Origin of the sequence: Sphingobium sp. MK2 (genome assembly GCF_040170545.1) — a bacterium.
In the GTDB taxonomy this organism is placed as follows: domain Bacteria; phylum Pseudomonadota; class Alphaproteobacteria; order Sphingomonadales; family Sphingomonadaceae; genus Sphingobium.
This window is the reverse complement of the sequence record NZ_JAZDXA010000009.1, coordinates 130,225-143,924: the sequence shown is the minus strand read 5'-3', so window position 1 is coordinate 143,924 and position 13,700 is coordinate 130,225. Positions and strand designations below refer to the sequence as shown.

Genomic DNA, 13,700 nt, shown 5'->3' with positions numbered 1-13,700 from the left:
ACTATGCAGCCCTCGAGAACCTCGATATGGCTGCATAGCCCAATGAAAACTGCCTCCTGAAAACCCGGGGCGCTTCAATCAACAACGCCCTGCCCCAGCCGCTCAAGGATTTGGGCCTCAAGGTCCACCACTCCAATCTCTGCACCGAGATCACGCTACCGACAAACGAGGATCGCACGGCGGTCTGCTGCCTGTCGTCGCTGAACCTTGCGGCATGGGATGAGTGGAAGGACGATCCTCAGTTCATCGAAGACCTGTTCCGGATGCTCGACAACGCGCTGCAGGATTTCATCGACAACGCGCCGCCTGAACTCTGGCGCGCCGTCAATTCGGCTCGCAGCGAGCGGTCGGTGGGTCTGGGCGCGATGGGCTGGCATACCTTCCTGCAGGATCGCTTGATCGCGTGGGACAGCCCGGTCGCTCGTGGCTGGAACCTGATGATCTTCGAGCACATCCGCAAGATGGCCGACAAGGCTTCGCTGGTGCTGGGTGCCGAGCGTGGTGAAGCGCCGGACATGGCAGGCACCGGCGAGCGCTTCGCCCACAAGCTGGCGCTGGCTCCCAATGCGTCGTCGTCGATCTTCCTCAACATCTCGCCCGCGACCGAGCAGTGGCCCGGCAACTTCTTCGTCCACAAGACGCTGACCGGCTCGCACAACGTCAAGAACCCGTCGCTGCAGCGTCTGCTCGCGTCCAAGGGTCTCGACACGACCGCGATCTGGGAAGGGATCATCGAAACCGGCTCGGTGCAGCATCTGACCGATGAGTTGACCGACCACGAGCGCCGCGTGTTCCTGACAGCGTTTGAGACCGATCAGCGGTCTACGCTGCTGTTCTTCGCCGACCGCGCGCCGCTGATCGATCAGGCGCAGTCGCTCAACTTGTTCATCCCGGCGGTCGTCGATGCCGACTATCTGATGGAGCTTCATTTCCGCGCTTGGGAACTTGGTATCAAGTCGCTCTACTATCTGCGTTCCCAGACCGCCCAGAAGGGTGAGAATGTGAACAACAAGGTCCAGCGCATCCATTTGGTTGCCGACAATGATACCGCCGAACCGGAGACCTGCCTTGCTTGCGAAGGGTAACCTGACCGGCCGGGTCGTCGGCTATAGCGTCATCTCCGGCGACGAAGGTCGTGAGATGACGCGCTGGGCGCGGGTCGTAGACTGGACGCCCGGCTGCTGGGCTGGGCTCACCTACCACGCCATCAATCGTCACACCGGGGAGCGCTGCTTCATCCGCCCCGGTCGCATCCACACCGTCATGCCGAGTTCCTACTGATGTCCATGCTTTCCAAGCGCGCCTTCTACAAGCCCTTCGATTATGAGTGGGCCTATCTCTATTACAAGCGGATGCAGGACCTCCATTGGCTCCCGACCGAGGTGCCGCTGCAGGAAGACCTCCGCGACTGGATCGAGAAGCTCAACGATTACGAGCGCGGCCTGCTCACCCAGCTTTTCCGCTTCTTCACGCAGGCCGATGTCGGCATCGCGGATGGCTACTTCGAGCGTTACTCGCCGGAGTTCAAGCTGCCGGAGTTCCGCATGGCGTTCGGCGCGATCATCGCCTCCGAAGCCAACCACATCGACAGCTACTCGACGCTGATCGATCAGCTTGGAATGCCCGAAGCGATCTACCAGCAGTTCGCTGAATATGCGGAAATGCGGGAGAAGCACGAGTATCTCTTCGCCACCCGCGAGACCGGGATCACCGGCCGCAAGTGGACCAAGAAGGAACGCCTAGCGCTCGACCTCGCGGTGTTCTCCGCGTTCGGTGAAGGGATGCAACTGTTCTCGTCTTTCGCCATCTTGCTGTCCTTCAAGAACCGCAACCTGATGAAGGGCATGTCCACGATCGTCGAATGGTCGATCCGCGACGAGACCCTGCATGTCGAGTTCATGACCAAGGTCTTCCGCACGCTCATTCAGGAAAATCCCAAGCTGTGGACGGACGAACTCAAGGCGGCGATCTACCAGACCTGTCGTGACATGGTGAAGCTCGAAGACCTGTTCATCGATCTGTGTTTTCAGATGGGGACGATCGACGGCATCAATGCCGAAGACACCAAAAAGTATATCCGCAACATCGCTGATCGCCGCCTCCTGCAGCTTGGCCTCAAGCCCAACTATGGTGACGAGAATCCATTCGACTGGATCGCTCCGCTGATCTCGGCGCAGACCCACACCAACTTCTTCGAAGGCCGCTCGACCGAATATTCGAAGGGCGGTATCGAAAATTGGGATACTGGTTTCGACTTCCTGTCGAAGCCGGTGCGTGTTGAGCCGGTCCGTGAGCAGGTCAAAGACGTGGTGCTCTACTCCAAGAAGGGCTGTCCGTTCTGCTCTTTGCTCAAGCATGAACTCACGCTCCGCGCGATTCGATTCGCGGAGGTTGACTTGTCCGACGATAATGTTCGCCAAATGTTCTACTCGGAACATGGAGTTAGCTCCGTCCCGCAACTGTTCGTCGAAAATAAATCGGAAGGTCCGCTAGGGGGCGGTAGTGTCCGATTCGGAGGCTACTCGGACCTCGCAAACCGTTGGGAATCCTTGACTTCTGAAATTTGTTGACGATCTGTTAATATTCGCTAAAGCTGTCACAACGATAGCGGAGTGTCACTTCAAAGTGGCGACTCCGCTATTTTTGGTTGACAGCTTTTTCGTTCTAGCGCACTCCTCCCGTCAGACACTAACCAAGGAGATGTATTTATATGAACGCGACTGTGGTCCCAACTGCACACCGACGAGTGGATGTGCCCGGCCGTGAAGATACGGTCAGCCTGTCCAACATTGGTGGACGCATTGCTTGGGCTCGCCTGCGCGCAAAGAAGAGCCAGAAAGAACTCGCCGAGAACATCGGTAAGGCGCGAGCAACGATCGTCCAGTATGAGACGAACAACATAGCGCCGCCGACCGAAGTGATCGAAGCGATGGCCAAGGCCATGGACGTGCAGCCAGAATTTTTGGCATTCGGCCGTCATGGTATCGATGGTCTGGCAGGGATGGCATCGGGCGAGATTCTGACGATGCCGGAAATGAAGGTCGGCAAAAACGGTGAATGGACCTCCGGCGCGTTCGCGGTGCCCAAGGAGATGTTGAAGGACTACGGCGTTCAAGCCGAGGATTTCAAATCCATCAAGGTCTATATCCTCCCGCAGGCCGCTCCCGAATTTAATATGGGCGCGAACTCGCGCCTCTTCGTGGACACCGATGCCAAGGACATCTCGGCCGGGCGGAAATTCTATCTGCTTCGCACGCCCGGCGGGCTCGAAGTCGTGAGACCTGAACCTAGCTTCACCGCTGGTGACACTGTTCCCTTCACCGGATCGACCGGTCAGGTTTTCAATTTCAAGATGTCTGAACTGGACTTCGTGGGCGCTGTCGTCGGCCGTATCGGTCCCTGTTAAGCGCTCACATTACCACCCTACTAGGGTTGCACCACACATCCAGATATAGATAGTTGCATAAGCCGCTGCGCTCCCGACGCAGGCGGCAATAGCCACGCCTGCAGCGATGAGCGTGGGAATGAAAACGTGGTTGAAACCCCATGGCAAAAAATCGAAGTCGTCGTCATCATCGTCTGCATCGAAATCGATGTCGGCGAACGTGCTCTGCGCGATTTCACTCATAGACAGCACACCGCAGCGACCATGCACATCACGGCCGCTGCTTCGTCGTTTCTGGCGGCCTGATCATCACTCGCAGAGGAGCGATATGGCAAGCTGGTGAACGTGCGAGAGATGTCCCACCACATCCATGCGATGAGGCATACGGCCGTGATGCCGATGAGGATGATCGCGGTCTTCATGGGAAGAAAATCCTGTCGATACGGTCGCAACATGGGCAGGTCGAGATGATCGCCCCGAACGGACCCTTGGCATCCTTGGGGAGCTTGTCACCGACCTTGAGCAGGAGAGGACGCGGCTTGCGGCGGAACCAGCGCATCAGTCGAACAGCTTGAACAGATCGTCGATGAGGAATCCTGCCAGCAAGCCGTCGAACACCCCTGCCCGCTTGTTGAACAGCAGGTAGAGGATCACGAGGATCGTCAGGATCGCGACGAGGGTGACGCCCCAATGGGCGGCGAGATATTCGATCATTGGGTCGTGATCTCCAGCTTGTCGAGGCGCACGATCTCGATCGACGGGTTGAGAATTTGGCGGGCGATCCGTTCCATGTGTGGCCCGGCGGCGTAGAAGCGCAACGGCTCCTTTGAGGGTCCGTCCGGGATCGTCCGAAAGACCTCGTGGAAGTCCTCAAGGGACAAGCTGTCGGTGATGCTGGTCATCAATTTACCTGTAGAATGAGGCGACGCAGCACCCATGAATCCACACATCCACACGGATGCGTCCGGAACCCAAGTTCCACTCGAACCGTCCGTGCTTCATCAGTCCATGACATCCAGCTTATAGCCCTGCTCGATCGCCTGCTCGACAATACCGATGAACCACGCCTCGTCCTTCGCAACGGCACCGTTCTTCTCGGCCGCCTCGATCTTCTTCGCGCCGACGTTGTTGCCGCAGACGAGGATGGTGGTGGACTTCGCCGCCGAGTTGATCACCTTGGCACCAAGCTCGGTGGCGATGAGCATCGCCTGCTCGCGGCTCCAGCGATCAAGGCCGCCGGTGAAGCAGACCACCTCTCCGGCGAGAAGCTGCACCTCGGCTGCTTGCGCCTTGGGCATGTCAGCGATTTCGAGCGCCAGCCGCAGGGCGAAGGTCTCGTCGTAATTGTCCTCGTTCTCGAAGAAGTCGTCGAGCGACGCCATGACGATCGGACCGATCCCGTCCACATCCTGCAGCTTGGCCGCCTGAAAGCCTCCTGTGACCTTCACAGCCTTGAAGAAGGTATCGACGGTGCCGAAGTGCCGGGCGATGTCCTTGGCCGTTGAGGAGCCCACGTTGCGGATACCAAGGGCATAGATGAACCGGGCGAGGTCGGGCGTCCGCGCCTTCTTGATGGCGCGCATCATCTTGGTGACGGACGACTTACCGTAGCCGGACCACATCTGCATGACATCCGCGACCGGTTCATTGGGCACGGCGTCATCCTGCGAGAAGCCGAAGTCATAGAGATAGGCGTCAGGCAGCGTCATGATCTGGCTGGCCTTTGTCAGGCCGAGGTGTTTGATCAAATCCTCGATCTGGCTTGGTCCCAAGCCGTCGATGTTCATGGCGTCACGGCTGACGAAATGCTCCAGATAGCCTTGGCGCTGGGCCGGGCAGGTCGGACCGGAGACGCAGCGGCGGACCGCCTCGCCTTCTTTGCGCTCGGTCGGACCCTTGCAGGACGGACAGGTCTTGGGGAAGCGCACGGTCTGGTAGATGCCGTCCCACAATTGGTCAGCCGGATCATCGACAACGCGGACCACCTGTGGGATCACGTCACCGGCGCGCTGGATTTCCACCATGTCGCCGATCGTGATGGCAAGGCGGGCGATCTCGTCCTCATTGTGGAGCGTTGCGGTCGAGACCGTGACGCCGCCGACGAACACAGGCTCAAGGATCGCGACCGGGGTGATCGCGCCGGTGCGGCCGACTTGGAACTGCACATCAAGGAGGCGGGTCGCCTTCTTCTCGGCCGCGAACTTGAACGCGGTCGCCCAGCGCGGGGCCTTGCTGGTGGAGCCCAGCCGCTCGCGCGCGATGCGATCGTCGATCTTCCAGACCACTCCGTCAATGTCGTAGGCAAGGTGCGCGCGTTCACGCTCGACCGCTTCGATCACAGTCTCGGCGTCGGCGATGTCCTCGATCCAACCATATGGGACGACGTTGAAGCCGAGCGCCTTGAGCTTCTCCAGCACCTGCTCGTCGGTGTCCATCAGCGCGAAGGTAGTCGGCGAGACGCCGAATGCCATGAACTGGATGCCGCGCTGTTCTGTGATGTCCGGGTTCTTCTGACGCAGCGCCCCGGCGGCGGCGTTGCGACAGTTGACCAGCTTCTTCTTACCCTGCGCCTCCAGTTCGGCGTTGAGCTTGGCGAACTGTGTCCGGCTCATATAGACCTCGCCACGGACCTCGACGTGTCCGGTCGCTTCGATGATCGACGGCAGGTCGAAGATGCGGAGTGCCTGCTTGGTCACATCCTCACCGGTTTCCCCATCGCCGCGCGTCACCGCGCTGGTCAGGAAACCATCCTCATAATGGACCGAGAGGCTGAGCCCATCCATCTTGAGTTCGTGGAGCAGCAAAGGGCTGTCCTGATCGGTGAGCGTGAACCCGTTTCGCCAAGCATTGAGGTCCTGTTGGTTGAAGCTGTTCGCCAGCGATTCCATACGGACCTTGTGCTTGACCTTCTCGAAGCCTTCGGTCGCGCGCCCCGACACCTTGTTGACCGGACTGTCCTTGAAGCAAAGTTCGGGAAAGTCGGCCTCGATCTTAGCGATCGTGATCGACAGAATGTCGTAATCCTCATCGCTCATGACCGGCGCATCGTGTTCATAATAAGCCACGTCGGCGGCGGCGCGTTGATGCACGAGATCGTTCCACCGCGCCTGCGCGGTGGCTGCATTTGTGACGGTCATGGGAGGTCCTGTGAATCGAAAAGTGCTGCGAGGTTGGTGACACCCTCGCAGCACTTTGTCAATATGGATGATGTGTTTTAATAACACATAAGCCAGCTTGGCTTCACTTCTTCAAACCGCGCTCCGCGTTGATCTCTGCCAACACTTCCTCACGGAGTTTTGCCTTCTCACCGGCGCGGTGAAGCTGCTGACGGCAATCTTCACCTGCCTCGGCGATGCCTGTGATACGATCAGCAGCAACTTCCGCCGGAGCCTCACGGTCAAGCTGTCCGCGCGGCGGGTCCATGCAGATGTAATCAGCCGACCGGAACTTCGGTGTCAGATACCGATACTGGACTTGCGGGGCGCACGCGGTCGAGAGCATTGAGAGTGTCAATGATGAGAGGAGGAACAGGCGCTTGACGCTGTTCTTCCGGGGCTTGCTGGATGATGGTGCGGACATTGCGATATTCCTGCTGAGTCTGGCGGGCGAGATTGTCATATCGATCGTCGATGGCCTGCTCGCCCTCGTGAACCTCACGTTCAGTCTGGTAGGCATCGATCGTGGCATTGGCTTGGGAACCGGCGACAGCGGTCTCGATCTGTTGGTTGGTCGAATGTCGCAGGTAGAAGTAGGTCCCGCCTCCGATCGTGAGCAAGCTCACAATGATCCAAAATGCAGGCTTCTTGAGCAGCCCGGTGAAAATGCGTTTGACGCCTCCGATGGTGAGCATCATGCCGCCTTGAGATACTGGTCGGAAAGATAACCGAACTTGCCCGGCGCATATTCGACGTGGCTCCACACGCCATGATCCTTGACGACGGCGACTTCCGCGCCTCGCTTTAGGGTCGTGACCACCGCCGCTTTCGCATCAGGCTTGGCCCGGACGTTGAGGGCGCTGGCGCTGACCACATAGGTGCCATTCGGTTCGAGGTCGTCGTTCCGGGCGTTGGTGTGGATCATCGCCTTGAACTCACCCATCGGGAATGCCGGACCCGGATCGGTCTTCCACCCCCGGCTGTCGATCTGCTCGTGGCTGACGACATCCTTGATGCTGTAGGCCTGACAGATCGCGGCGAAGACTTCCTTTACCGCAGCGATTTGCGTCTTGGTATAGGCAGGCCAGACATAGGTTCCACCGCCGACACGCTTGTTCGCAGCGGCGATCGTGAGATCGTAATCCTTGAGGCGCTCGGCTGGAACCTTCTTCCAGCCTGTGGCTGTGGACATTTCGTAACCGCCGTTGGCGGCGCGGAGATAGCCGGGATTCACGATCTCGATACCGATCGAATAGTTGTTCATCCCGTTCTTCCCATCGAACTTCGAGGGACCTGCGTGCCATGCGACGCGGTTGAACGAGACAAGCTGTGTCACCGATCCATCACGATCGACCACCAAATGGGCAGACACACGCGACTTAGGGTTAGTCAAAGTGTCGATAGCAGACGCACCGGTCCACCCGGCGGTGTAGTGCATGACGACATAGGAGGGATTGAGCATCCCGGAGATGTTGGGGGACGCCACAAACGGGACGCCCTCCAGACGATGGTTGATGATCTTCATGTTATTCCCGATAAATTAGAGCATTGCTGAATGGAAAATCAGTATTTCGACAAACCTTTGGTCACCCGGAAGTTGTCAATCCATCCATTGAGGTCGCGCGACGTGTTGGTAGGATCACGACCAACAAAGAATGACGAAGTATTGACCACCGGGACCACTGTTTGCACGCCGGATGCAACTACAACGCCGTTCACGACAACCTTTCCAGTCCCGCTAACTGCATCGTAGCACCAAGCCAGATGATACCAAGTATTTGTCAAAAATTCATACGATCCCGCGACGAGAAGAGCGGTTTCTCCAACTGTCCCCGTGTCACGGAATAGCTGCAAATTGATCTGATTGAGGTTATTTACGTAGCCCCATCCCTCGGATGCATTTGAGGTAGGACGCTTCGCCCAAATAGTGTGCGTGGTTTTATTGGCGGCAAAACGTGTCCAACATTCAATAGTGAAGCTGCCATTGACAAGCTGCAGACCGCTGTCGCTGGTGTAGCTCAGGTAGTCACCCGTTCCGTCAAACAGGATGGACCCGGTTCCAGTCTTAGCCTGCGCCGTGTCGATCTGGACGTTCCCGCCAAGAGATGGGCTACGCATACGAGCGCTACTATCAAGAATAGCGGTAGCAGCATCAGTTTGCTGATCGCCTTTGAGCAGCATTTGAACTTTGTAGTCCGGATACCGCTCGGTCACATAGACCAAGAAGTCTCCCCAAGTGAACTCCGCCGATCCGAAGCGTGTTTGGTTCCAAGTCAGGCAGTGATAGTTATTATCATGAGGGATAATCATGACGTGAGGCTGAGTATCAACGCCATTATACAAAGACGGCGAGAAAGTTGGCTGGCCAAGATATGTCATGGTAGCGTCATAGACGGGTTGTCGTCCCCGACCACCGCTGTAGATATACGTCTTACCATTATGCTTGATGATCTTCGGACCTTCGACCTGTGCCCGCGAAGAATCTGCACCTACCCCCGTGAACGTAACCATGTCTGGGCTGGATGCTGCCGCGATATAGAAGTTCTCGCCGGAGAACGAGGTGTCACTCACGACTGCATAAGCCAGCAGCCAGTCGGACCCTTCCTTGATGAGGTAAGGATCGTAAGCACCTCCGGCCCCCGTGCCGGGGATGAGCGGCAACGAGAGTTGCTCCATTCCGGCAATCAAGTGGAGCCCGCTCGTGATGTCGCCCACATTATTCTTGTGGAAACACTGCAAGACGCCGCCAAAGCCGTTACCCCAAGAGGCTGTGACAACCCGGTAAGAGCCATCACTATTCTCGACAATGTGGGCATTGAGATCAAGCTGACGCAAACCGTCGCGGCTTACCATTAGCGCTCCGGTCATAGCGATCGAGCCATCCGTTGGGTCATATTCCCAGACAGAATTGAAGCTGCTGTTCAATCCGGACGGACCTGATGACGTTGCGGTGAAACGATACTTACCGGCGAAATCAACAGGCGTGCTGTCTTCATTGGTGATCAAGGTAATATCCCTGATCCCCGTTCCGCCGAACACACCTGCTTTGAAATTGTCGAATACCCATGTCGAGGAAGCTGATGCCGCCATCGTGAACGACGGCTTCCATCCTGTAAGATCAAGCGACGCCATATTCACAACTGACGTAGCGATCTGGAAAGTATGCAAAGCATTCCAGCCGCTGCCAGTATTGATCCACACAGTTACGCTGTTCAAGACAATTGACAGAGCGATACGACAGTTGGCCGGGAACGTGTATGCTCCACTACCATAGAAAGCGTTCGTGCCGTTAATCTTGACTTGGACACGACGCACGTTTGCGCGCTGATCGAAGTTCGCATAGATGAAATTGTTCGCATCTTTGGCGATACCAACGCCGACGTTATTGTAACCGCTGCTAAATGAGGGTCGGCTGACGACATCTACTTCCACCCAGCAGATGGGTAGTTCGATGTCATCACCAGCCCGCACGATGGTATTCTGCACACCTGTGTGGTCGAGGACCAGCGTCCCGCCCGCGAAGGACACAGCGCCTTGAGTGTTCTCAGTCGTGAGTAGGAGTTGTCCCTCATCGCTTGTGAACGATTCATCGAGATGCGTGATGCCGAGTGGGTTAAAATCGGTCTGCAGGGATGATCGCGCAAATGTCGTCTGGTAAGCCGGTAGCTCAACTTCCGGGCTTTTCAGAATCTTGGTTTCGGCGCTTGTCCAGCCACCAGCTTCAAACGACCAAGCAGTCACCCAATTCCCGGACACTTCGTCATAATATTGAACATTGCCTGCAGTTGGGCTATCGCCCGTCGCGAGACCGCCTTTGATCGTAATCTCAGCAATGGATTCAACGTCTTTGTCGAAATACAGACCGACTGTGAGGGGAGTCGCGGTTGATCCGCTCTGCCACTGTGTCGCGTAGTCGCTGTCAAAAAGCTGGTAAACTGTTTCTGGTCGGCGATTGCTGGATGGATAGGCGGTAGGGGCCAAGTTAGGGCCACCAAGGGTCTCCCGAACTTCCACCTCATAGATGCTAAACCACGCGCCCGCTGATCCTTTGGCCGTGAAGTCGATACGCCACTTGCGGCGGCCTTTGTTACGCGCAAACTTGAACGCCTTCGTGGTGCCTGCGAGGTGTGGTAGTGCCGGATTTGCCCACACTTCCGACCAATAGGTTACCCATGTCGTTCCGTCATAATATTGCACATCGAACGACGATGGTGTGCCGCCGGGGTCATTGTGCTTCGTGTAGAGCGTCACCTCTTCGACCGTCACAGGCGACGTGAAGGCATATTCCAACCACTGCGGCGCGGTCGCGCTGCTTGCGGTCCACGCGCTGGCGTTTGTCTTGATGCCATCGAACGCCATAGCTGGGGTCCAGCCACCGGCGGGGACGCCGCCGCCAGTTGACTGGAATGTCGATGCTGTCGCAGTTCCTCCGGACGCCAAATTAGGTCCTCCGGGGGTATCACGCATCTCCACTTCGCAGGCGGACATGTATGAGCCAGCGGTGGGCTTTGCCGTCATGTAAAGCCGCCAGCGGTTAGATAGTCCAGGCACGCTAGGCGCTGGTGTAAAAAGCATCGACGAGATGATACCTTTGAGCATTATGCAGCCTCTTCCAGAAGCGCCAGTCGCGCTTCCATGCGCGCCAGTTTGCGGCGCTGAAATGCGTTCTCAATTGCCTGACATTCGCCGTAGCGGAGGCCCCACCGATCTCCAGCTTCGCGTGCTGGTTGCACGATCTCGACTTCGCCGGTGGCGTAGGTTTCCAGCACATATTGGGTGACAGGCTGCTCGTTCTCGTCGAGAACGGGATTGCCTTCCGCATCGAGGACGGGAACCTCGACAGTGCGCTCGGCCATAACCGGCGACACGATCTCTTCCTGTGCTTCCCAACTGTCGTGGCAAATGATCCCCATTCGGACCGCTTTGCCCTCACCGAAGTGGCTGTCGATGACATCGCGCACATGTTGAGCGATCAAACCGAAGTGCCACCGGGCGGCCTCACCCTTATCCAAAAAGGAATCGATCCAGCGATAGGCCGACCAGTTCACGCCTTCCCAAGCGTCCAACAGGTCGTCACGGATCGGTTGAATATCCCGCTTCATCCGCAGATCGGAGGTGTTGATGACGTTGTTGGCGCAGAAGATTTCACGAAGACGCAGTGATCCGGTTCCCAAGTCAAACGTGTTGTCTGCACTTGGGACGATCGAACCAAAGGCCGTCAGAAGCTGATATTCAACGCGAAGAGTTTCTGCCGTTGAAGTAGAACCGTCTCGGCCAACATAGAACCGCATCCGAGTGGCGCGATTATTGGTCATCGCGGGATTAGCACCGAAATATTCGGTGCGAATGCGGGCAAGCTCTACTTCCCCGGAGGCGACCCGGCCGAAAAAGTTGAGATCGCCGATGACATCGTTGGTTGCGATGTCAACAGGAGCGGTTACCGTTCCACCGTAACGAACAAAGCGATTGTTGGTAAGTCCTCCATAGGCGATAGCACGGAAGCCTGCTTGGTTTCCGTTACTGATCACGTTACTCAAGGCGGCCGCACCGTCCCGGTAGTTCGTGACCCAATCGCCTGCTTGTCCTGCAGGGAGGATGCCGATGACCGTCGTGCCTGTCGAGTTGAACAGCGTCTTGGTGTGGTTCAAAATCTCCTGAACGCCGCCGGACGTGCGGTAATTATTGGACAGGCGCGTATCGTTTCCGGCCGCGACGGTATCCGCTGCCGTGCCTACGTTCTTGGTTGCTGCATCACCCAAGCCCAGATTGCTTCGGGCGTCCGGTTTGGAGGGGAGATCATTGAGGTTGCTGCTGGCCACCAGATAAGGGGTCCCGCTGGCCGCGCCGGTAGTCCCCATGAGATCAAAAACGTCCACGCCCGTCCGCTTCAACGACGCGGTGCCGTCTGGTGGGATCACCAGATTACCACCAGCAGGCACGTTGATCGTCACACCGGCTCCCAACAAAATGGTGAGATTGCCGGTAGCTGCGTTTCGGATGTGCCATTCACCGTTGTCGGGAAGTGCTTCCACGCTGTTTGGACGAACCGTCATCGTCTTAGCGGCGGTGTTCGTGAAGCGAATATACCGACTAGCATCGGATGCGAGAAGATCGTAGCTGGTGGCGACCACGGCCGTAACGGTCGCGCTTCCACCACCGCCGCCGCCGGTCGTGAAAGATTCCCACGCGCCGTCCTTACGGGCGTAGAGGTTCCCGTCCTCAGGGGCGTCCTCGATACCTCCTCCGCCGCCTGCAGCAGGTGTGATCCACACCGCAGCGCCTTCGGCGTCTCGCGCGAGCACCTGCCCCTCTGTGCCGCCTGCTGGGAGGCTCACAGGCATGTCGATGAACTCTAGGCCGTCTGCAGTCGCTTTAACCACGACGACCTTGCCGCCTTGGTCGGCGTAGCTGGTCGGGGTGTCCGAGAGCGTCAGGAACGAGGGGGTAGCGACGCCTTCGGGCAGCATGGCCCAATCATAATCGTTGTCGCCCTCACCCGTCTTCGTAAGGACGAAGAAGACCTCACCGCCGTCCGGCACTTGACGCACGTCGGGCGTAGGGATGTCGCCCCATGCTGGCACCCCGGCCAGCTTCTGCAGCACCTGCCCATCGGTCCCGCCCGCAGGGACGCCCGAACCTTCGGTCAGCGGGGTGATGAACGTGAACTTGTTCTCGCTCGCGTCCCAGATGATCGTCTTACCATCGCCGATCGTGGTCCAATCCACGTCGGTCATGTCGGCAAAAGCGCCGTTCGGGACGTTCTTCGCAATCAAGCGGATCGCCGGGCCATCTGCGGCGATAAGGCACGTCTGCAGGGAAGGGACGATGACCTGATCCGCCGGTGCGGTCGAAGACGCCTTAACCGTGCAGTCCCACGCCGACAGGTTCGAGACCGCAAAAACACGCGCAGTCGCAACACCTGCCACGGCATCCGGGATGACCAACTGGCAGGCAGCGGTCGCTCCCGAAATTTTCAGCAGGAAATTTCGCGTCAGTTGGGGCGCTGACAAAGTGACAGTCGTAGTGGCTGCATAATCAACGATCAGCCCCTTCCCCATAGCACTTTCCAGTGCGAGGATGGCATCGTTGATCGTGACCTCTTTGGCCGACTGGTTCTCAGTCAGTTGAGGGATCGCCAAAATCGGCGTGTTGGGCATTTC

General features: G+C 57.8%; 15 protein-coding genes. 4 read left to right on the top strand and 11 right to left on the bottom strand.

What is annotated here, in order from left to right; genetic code table 11:
- Nucleotides 1–56 precede the first annotated feature (56 nt).
- The 4 genes from V2I08_RS06255 (at nt 57) to V2I08_RS06240 (ending at nt 3,406) form a co-directional block, all read left to right on the top strand.
- A complete protein-coding gene (locus V2I08_RS06255; RefSeq protein WP_349634340.1) occupies nt 57–1,085 on the top strand; it encodes a hypothetical protein in 1,029 nt (342 codons plus the stop codon).
- The gene (locus V2I08_RS06250) at nt 1,069–1,281 is read left to right on the top strand and encodes a hypothetical protein (protein WP_349634333.1); all 213 of its coding nucleotides are present in this window, start codon (nt 1,069–1,071) and stop codon (nt 1,279–1,281) included. Before V2I08_RS06255 ends, V2I08_RS06250 begins: the two co-directional genes overlap by 17 nt.
- 5 nt (nt 1,282–1,286) lie before the next feature.
- Complete coding sequence (locus tag V2I08_RS06245; RefSeq protein ID WP_349634332.1) at nt 1,287–2,570, top strand: ribonucleotide-diphosphate reductase subunit beta; 1,284 nt, start codon at nt 1,287–1,289, stop codon at nt 2,568–2,570.
- A gap of 140 nt (nt 2,571–2,710) precedes the next feature.
- The gene (locus V2I08_RS06240; protein ID WP_349634331.1) at nt 2,711–3,406 is read left to right on the top strand and encodes a helix-turn-helix transcriptional regulator; all 696 of its coding nucleotides are present in this window, start codon (nt 2,711–2,713) and stop codon (nt 3,404–3,406) included.
- A 9-nt stretch (nt 3,407–3,415) separates the two neighbouring features.
- Here V2I08_RS06240 and V2I08_RS06235 read toward each other — a convergent pair whose 3' ends face one another.
- From V2I08_RS06235 to V2I08_RS06185, 11 genes are all read right to left on the bottom strand, one after another.
- Nucleotides 3,416–3,628 (bottom strand): hypothetical protein, encoded by a 213-nt coding sequence (locus tag V2I08_RS06235; RefSeq protein WP_349634330.1) that lies wholly within the window; start codon nt 3,626–3,628, stop codon nt 3,416–3,418.
- The gene (locus V2I08_RS06230; protein WP_349634329.1) at nt 3,625–3,807 is read right to left on the bottom strand and encodes a hypothetical protein; all 183 of its coding nucleotides are present in this window, start codon (nt 3,805–3,807) and stop codon (nt 3,625–3,627) included. Before V2I08_RS06230 ends, V2I08_RS06235 begins: the two co-directional genes overlap by 4 nt.
- Nucleotides 3,804–3,944 (bottom strand): hypothetical protein, encoded by a 141-nt coding sequence (locus V2I08_RS06225; RefSeq protein WP_349634328.1) that lies wholly within the window; start codon nt 3,942–3,944, stop codon nt 3,804–3,806. The genes V2I08_RS06230 and V2I08_RS06225 overlap by 4 nt, the downstream gene beginning before the upstream one ends.
- The gene (locus tag V2I08_RS06220) at nt 3,944–4,099 is read right to left on the bottom strand and encodes a hypothetical protein (protein ID WP_349634327.1); all 156 of its coding nucleotides are present in this window, start codon (nt 4,097–4,099) and stop codon (nt 3,944–3,946) included. The genes V2I08_RS06225 and V2I08_RS06220 overlap by 1 nt, the downstream gene beginning before the upstream one ends.
- Nucleotides 4,096–4,287, bottom strand: coding sequence for a hypothetical protein (locus tag V2I08_RS06215; protein ID WP_349634326.1), 192 nt, complete (start codon nt 4,285–4,287; stop codon nt 4,096–4,098). The genes V2I08_RS06220 and V2I08_RS06215 overlap by 4 nt, the downstream gene beginning before the upstream one ends.
- A 99-nt stretch (nt 4,288–4,386) precedes the next feature.
- Nucleotides 4,387–6,522, bottom strand: coding sequence for an NAD-dependent DNA ligase LigA (gene ligA / locus V2I08_RS06210; protein ID WP_349634325.1), 2,136 nt, complete (start codon nt 6,520–6,522; stop codon nt 4,387–4,389).
- A gap of 103 nt (nt 6,523–6,625) precedes the next feature.
- A complete protein-coding gene (locus V2I08_RS06205; RefSeq protein WP_349634324.1) occupies nt 6,626–6,808 on the bottom strand; it encodes a hypothetical protein in 183 nt (60 codons plus the stop codon).
- Nucleotides 6,809–6,818: 10 nt separating this feature from the next.
- On the bottom strand, nt 6,819–7,238 hold the full coding sequence (locus V2I08_RS06200; RefSeq protein WP_349634323.1) for a hypothetical protein: 420 nt from the start codon (nt 7,236–7,238) through the stop codon (nt 6,819–6,821).
- Nucleotides 7,235–8,065: an N-acetylmuramoyl-L-alanine amidase gene (locus V2I08_RS06195; protein WP_349634322.1), complete on the bottom strand. Its 831-nt coding sequence runs from the start codon at nt 8,063–8,065 to the stop codon at nt 7,235–7,237. The genes V2I08_RS06200 and V2I08_RS06195 overlap by 4 nt, the downstream gene beginning before the upstream one ends.
- A 38-nt stretch (nt 8,066–8,103) precedes the next feature.
- Nucleotides 8,104–11,007: a LamG-like jellyroll fold domain-containing protein gene (locus V2I08_RS06190; RefSeq protein ID WP_349634339.1), complete on the bottom strand. Its 2,904-nt coding sequence runs from the start codon at nt 11,005–11,007 to the stop codon at nt 8,104–8,106.
- Nucleotides 11,008–11,138: 131 nt separating this feature from the next.
- A complete protein-coding gene (locus tag V2I08_RS06185; protein ID WP_349634321.1) occupies nt 11,139–13,697 on the bottom strand; it encodes a tail fiber domain-containing protein in 2,559 nt (852 codons plus the stop codon).
- Nucleotides 13,698–13,700 lie beyond the last annotated feature (3 nt).

Excerpts from the sequence above, each read along its gene's own strand:
- V2I08_RS06220 (WP_349634327.1), bottom strand. The coding sequence starts at position 4,099 with ATGATCGAATATCTCGCCGCCCATTGGGGCGTCACCCTCGTCGCGATC.
- V2I08_RS06225 (WP_349634328.1), bottom strand. The coding sequence starts at position 3,944 with ATGCGCTGGTTCCGCCGCAAGCCGCGTCCTCTCCTGCTCAAGGTCGGT.
- ligA (WP_349634325.1), bottom strand. The coding sequence starts at position 6,522 with ATGACCGTCACAAATGCAGCCACCGCGCAGGCGCGGTGGAACGATCTC.
- V2I08_RS06215 (WP_349634326.1), bottom strand. The coding sequence starts at position 4,287 with ATGACCAGCATCACCGACAGCTTGTCCCTTGAGGACTTCCACGAGGTC.
- V2I08_RS06195 (WP_349634322.1), bottom strand. The coding sequence starts at position 8,065 with ATGAAGATCATCAACCATCGTCTGGAGGGCGTCCCGTTTGTGGCGTCC.
- V2I08_RS06200 (WP_349634323.1), bottom strand. The coding sequence starts at position 7,238 with ATGATGCTCACCATCGGAGGCGTCAAACGCATTTTCACCGGGCTGCTC.
- V2I08_RS06185 (WP_349634321.1), bottom strand. The coding sequence starts at position 13,697 with ATGCCCAACACGCCGATTTTGGCGATCCCTCAACTGACTGAGAACCAG.
- V2I08_RS06205 (WP_349634324.1), bottom strand. The coding sequence starts at position 6,808 with ATGGACCCGCCGCGCGGACAGCTTGACCGTGAGGCTCCGGCGGAAGTT.
- V2I08_RS06235 (WP_349634330.1), bottom strand. The coding sequence starts at position 3,628 with ATGAGTGAAATCGCGCAGAGCACGTTCGCCGACATCGATTTCGATGCA.
- V2I08_RS06245 (WP_349634332.1), top strand. The coding sequence starts at position 1,287 with ATGCTTTCCAAGCGCGCCTTCTACAAGCCCTTCGATTATGAGTGGGCC.
- V2I08_RS06240 (WP_349634331.1), top strand. The coding sequence starts at position 2,711 with ATGAACGCGACTGTGGTCCCAACTGCACACCGACGAGTGGATGTGCCC.
- V2I08_RS06190 (WP_349634339.1), bottom strand. The coding sequence starts at position 11,007 with ATGCGTGATACCCCCGGAGGACCTAATTTGGCGTCCGGAGGAACTGCG.
- V2I08_RS06230 (WP_349634329.1), bottom strand. The coding sequence starts at position 3,807 with ATGAAGACCGCGATCATCCTCATCGGCATCACGGCCGTATGCCTCATC.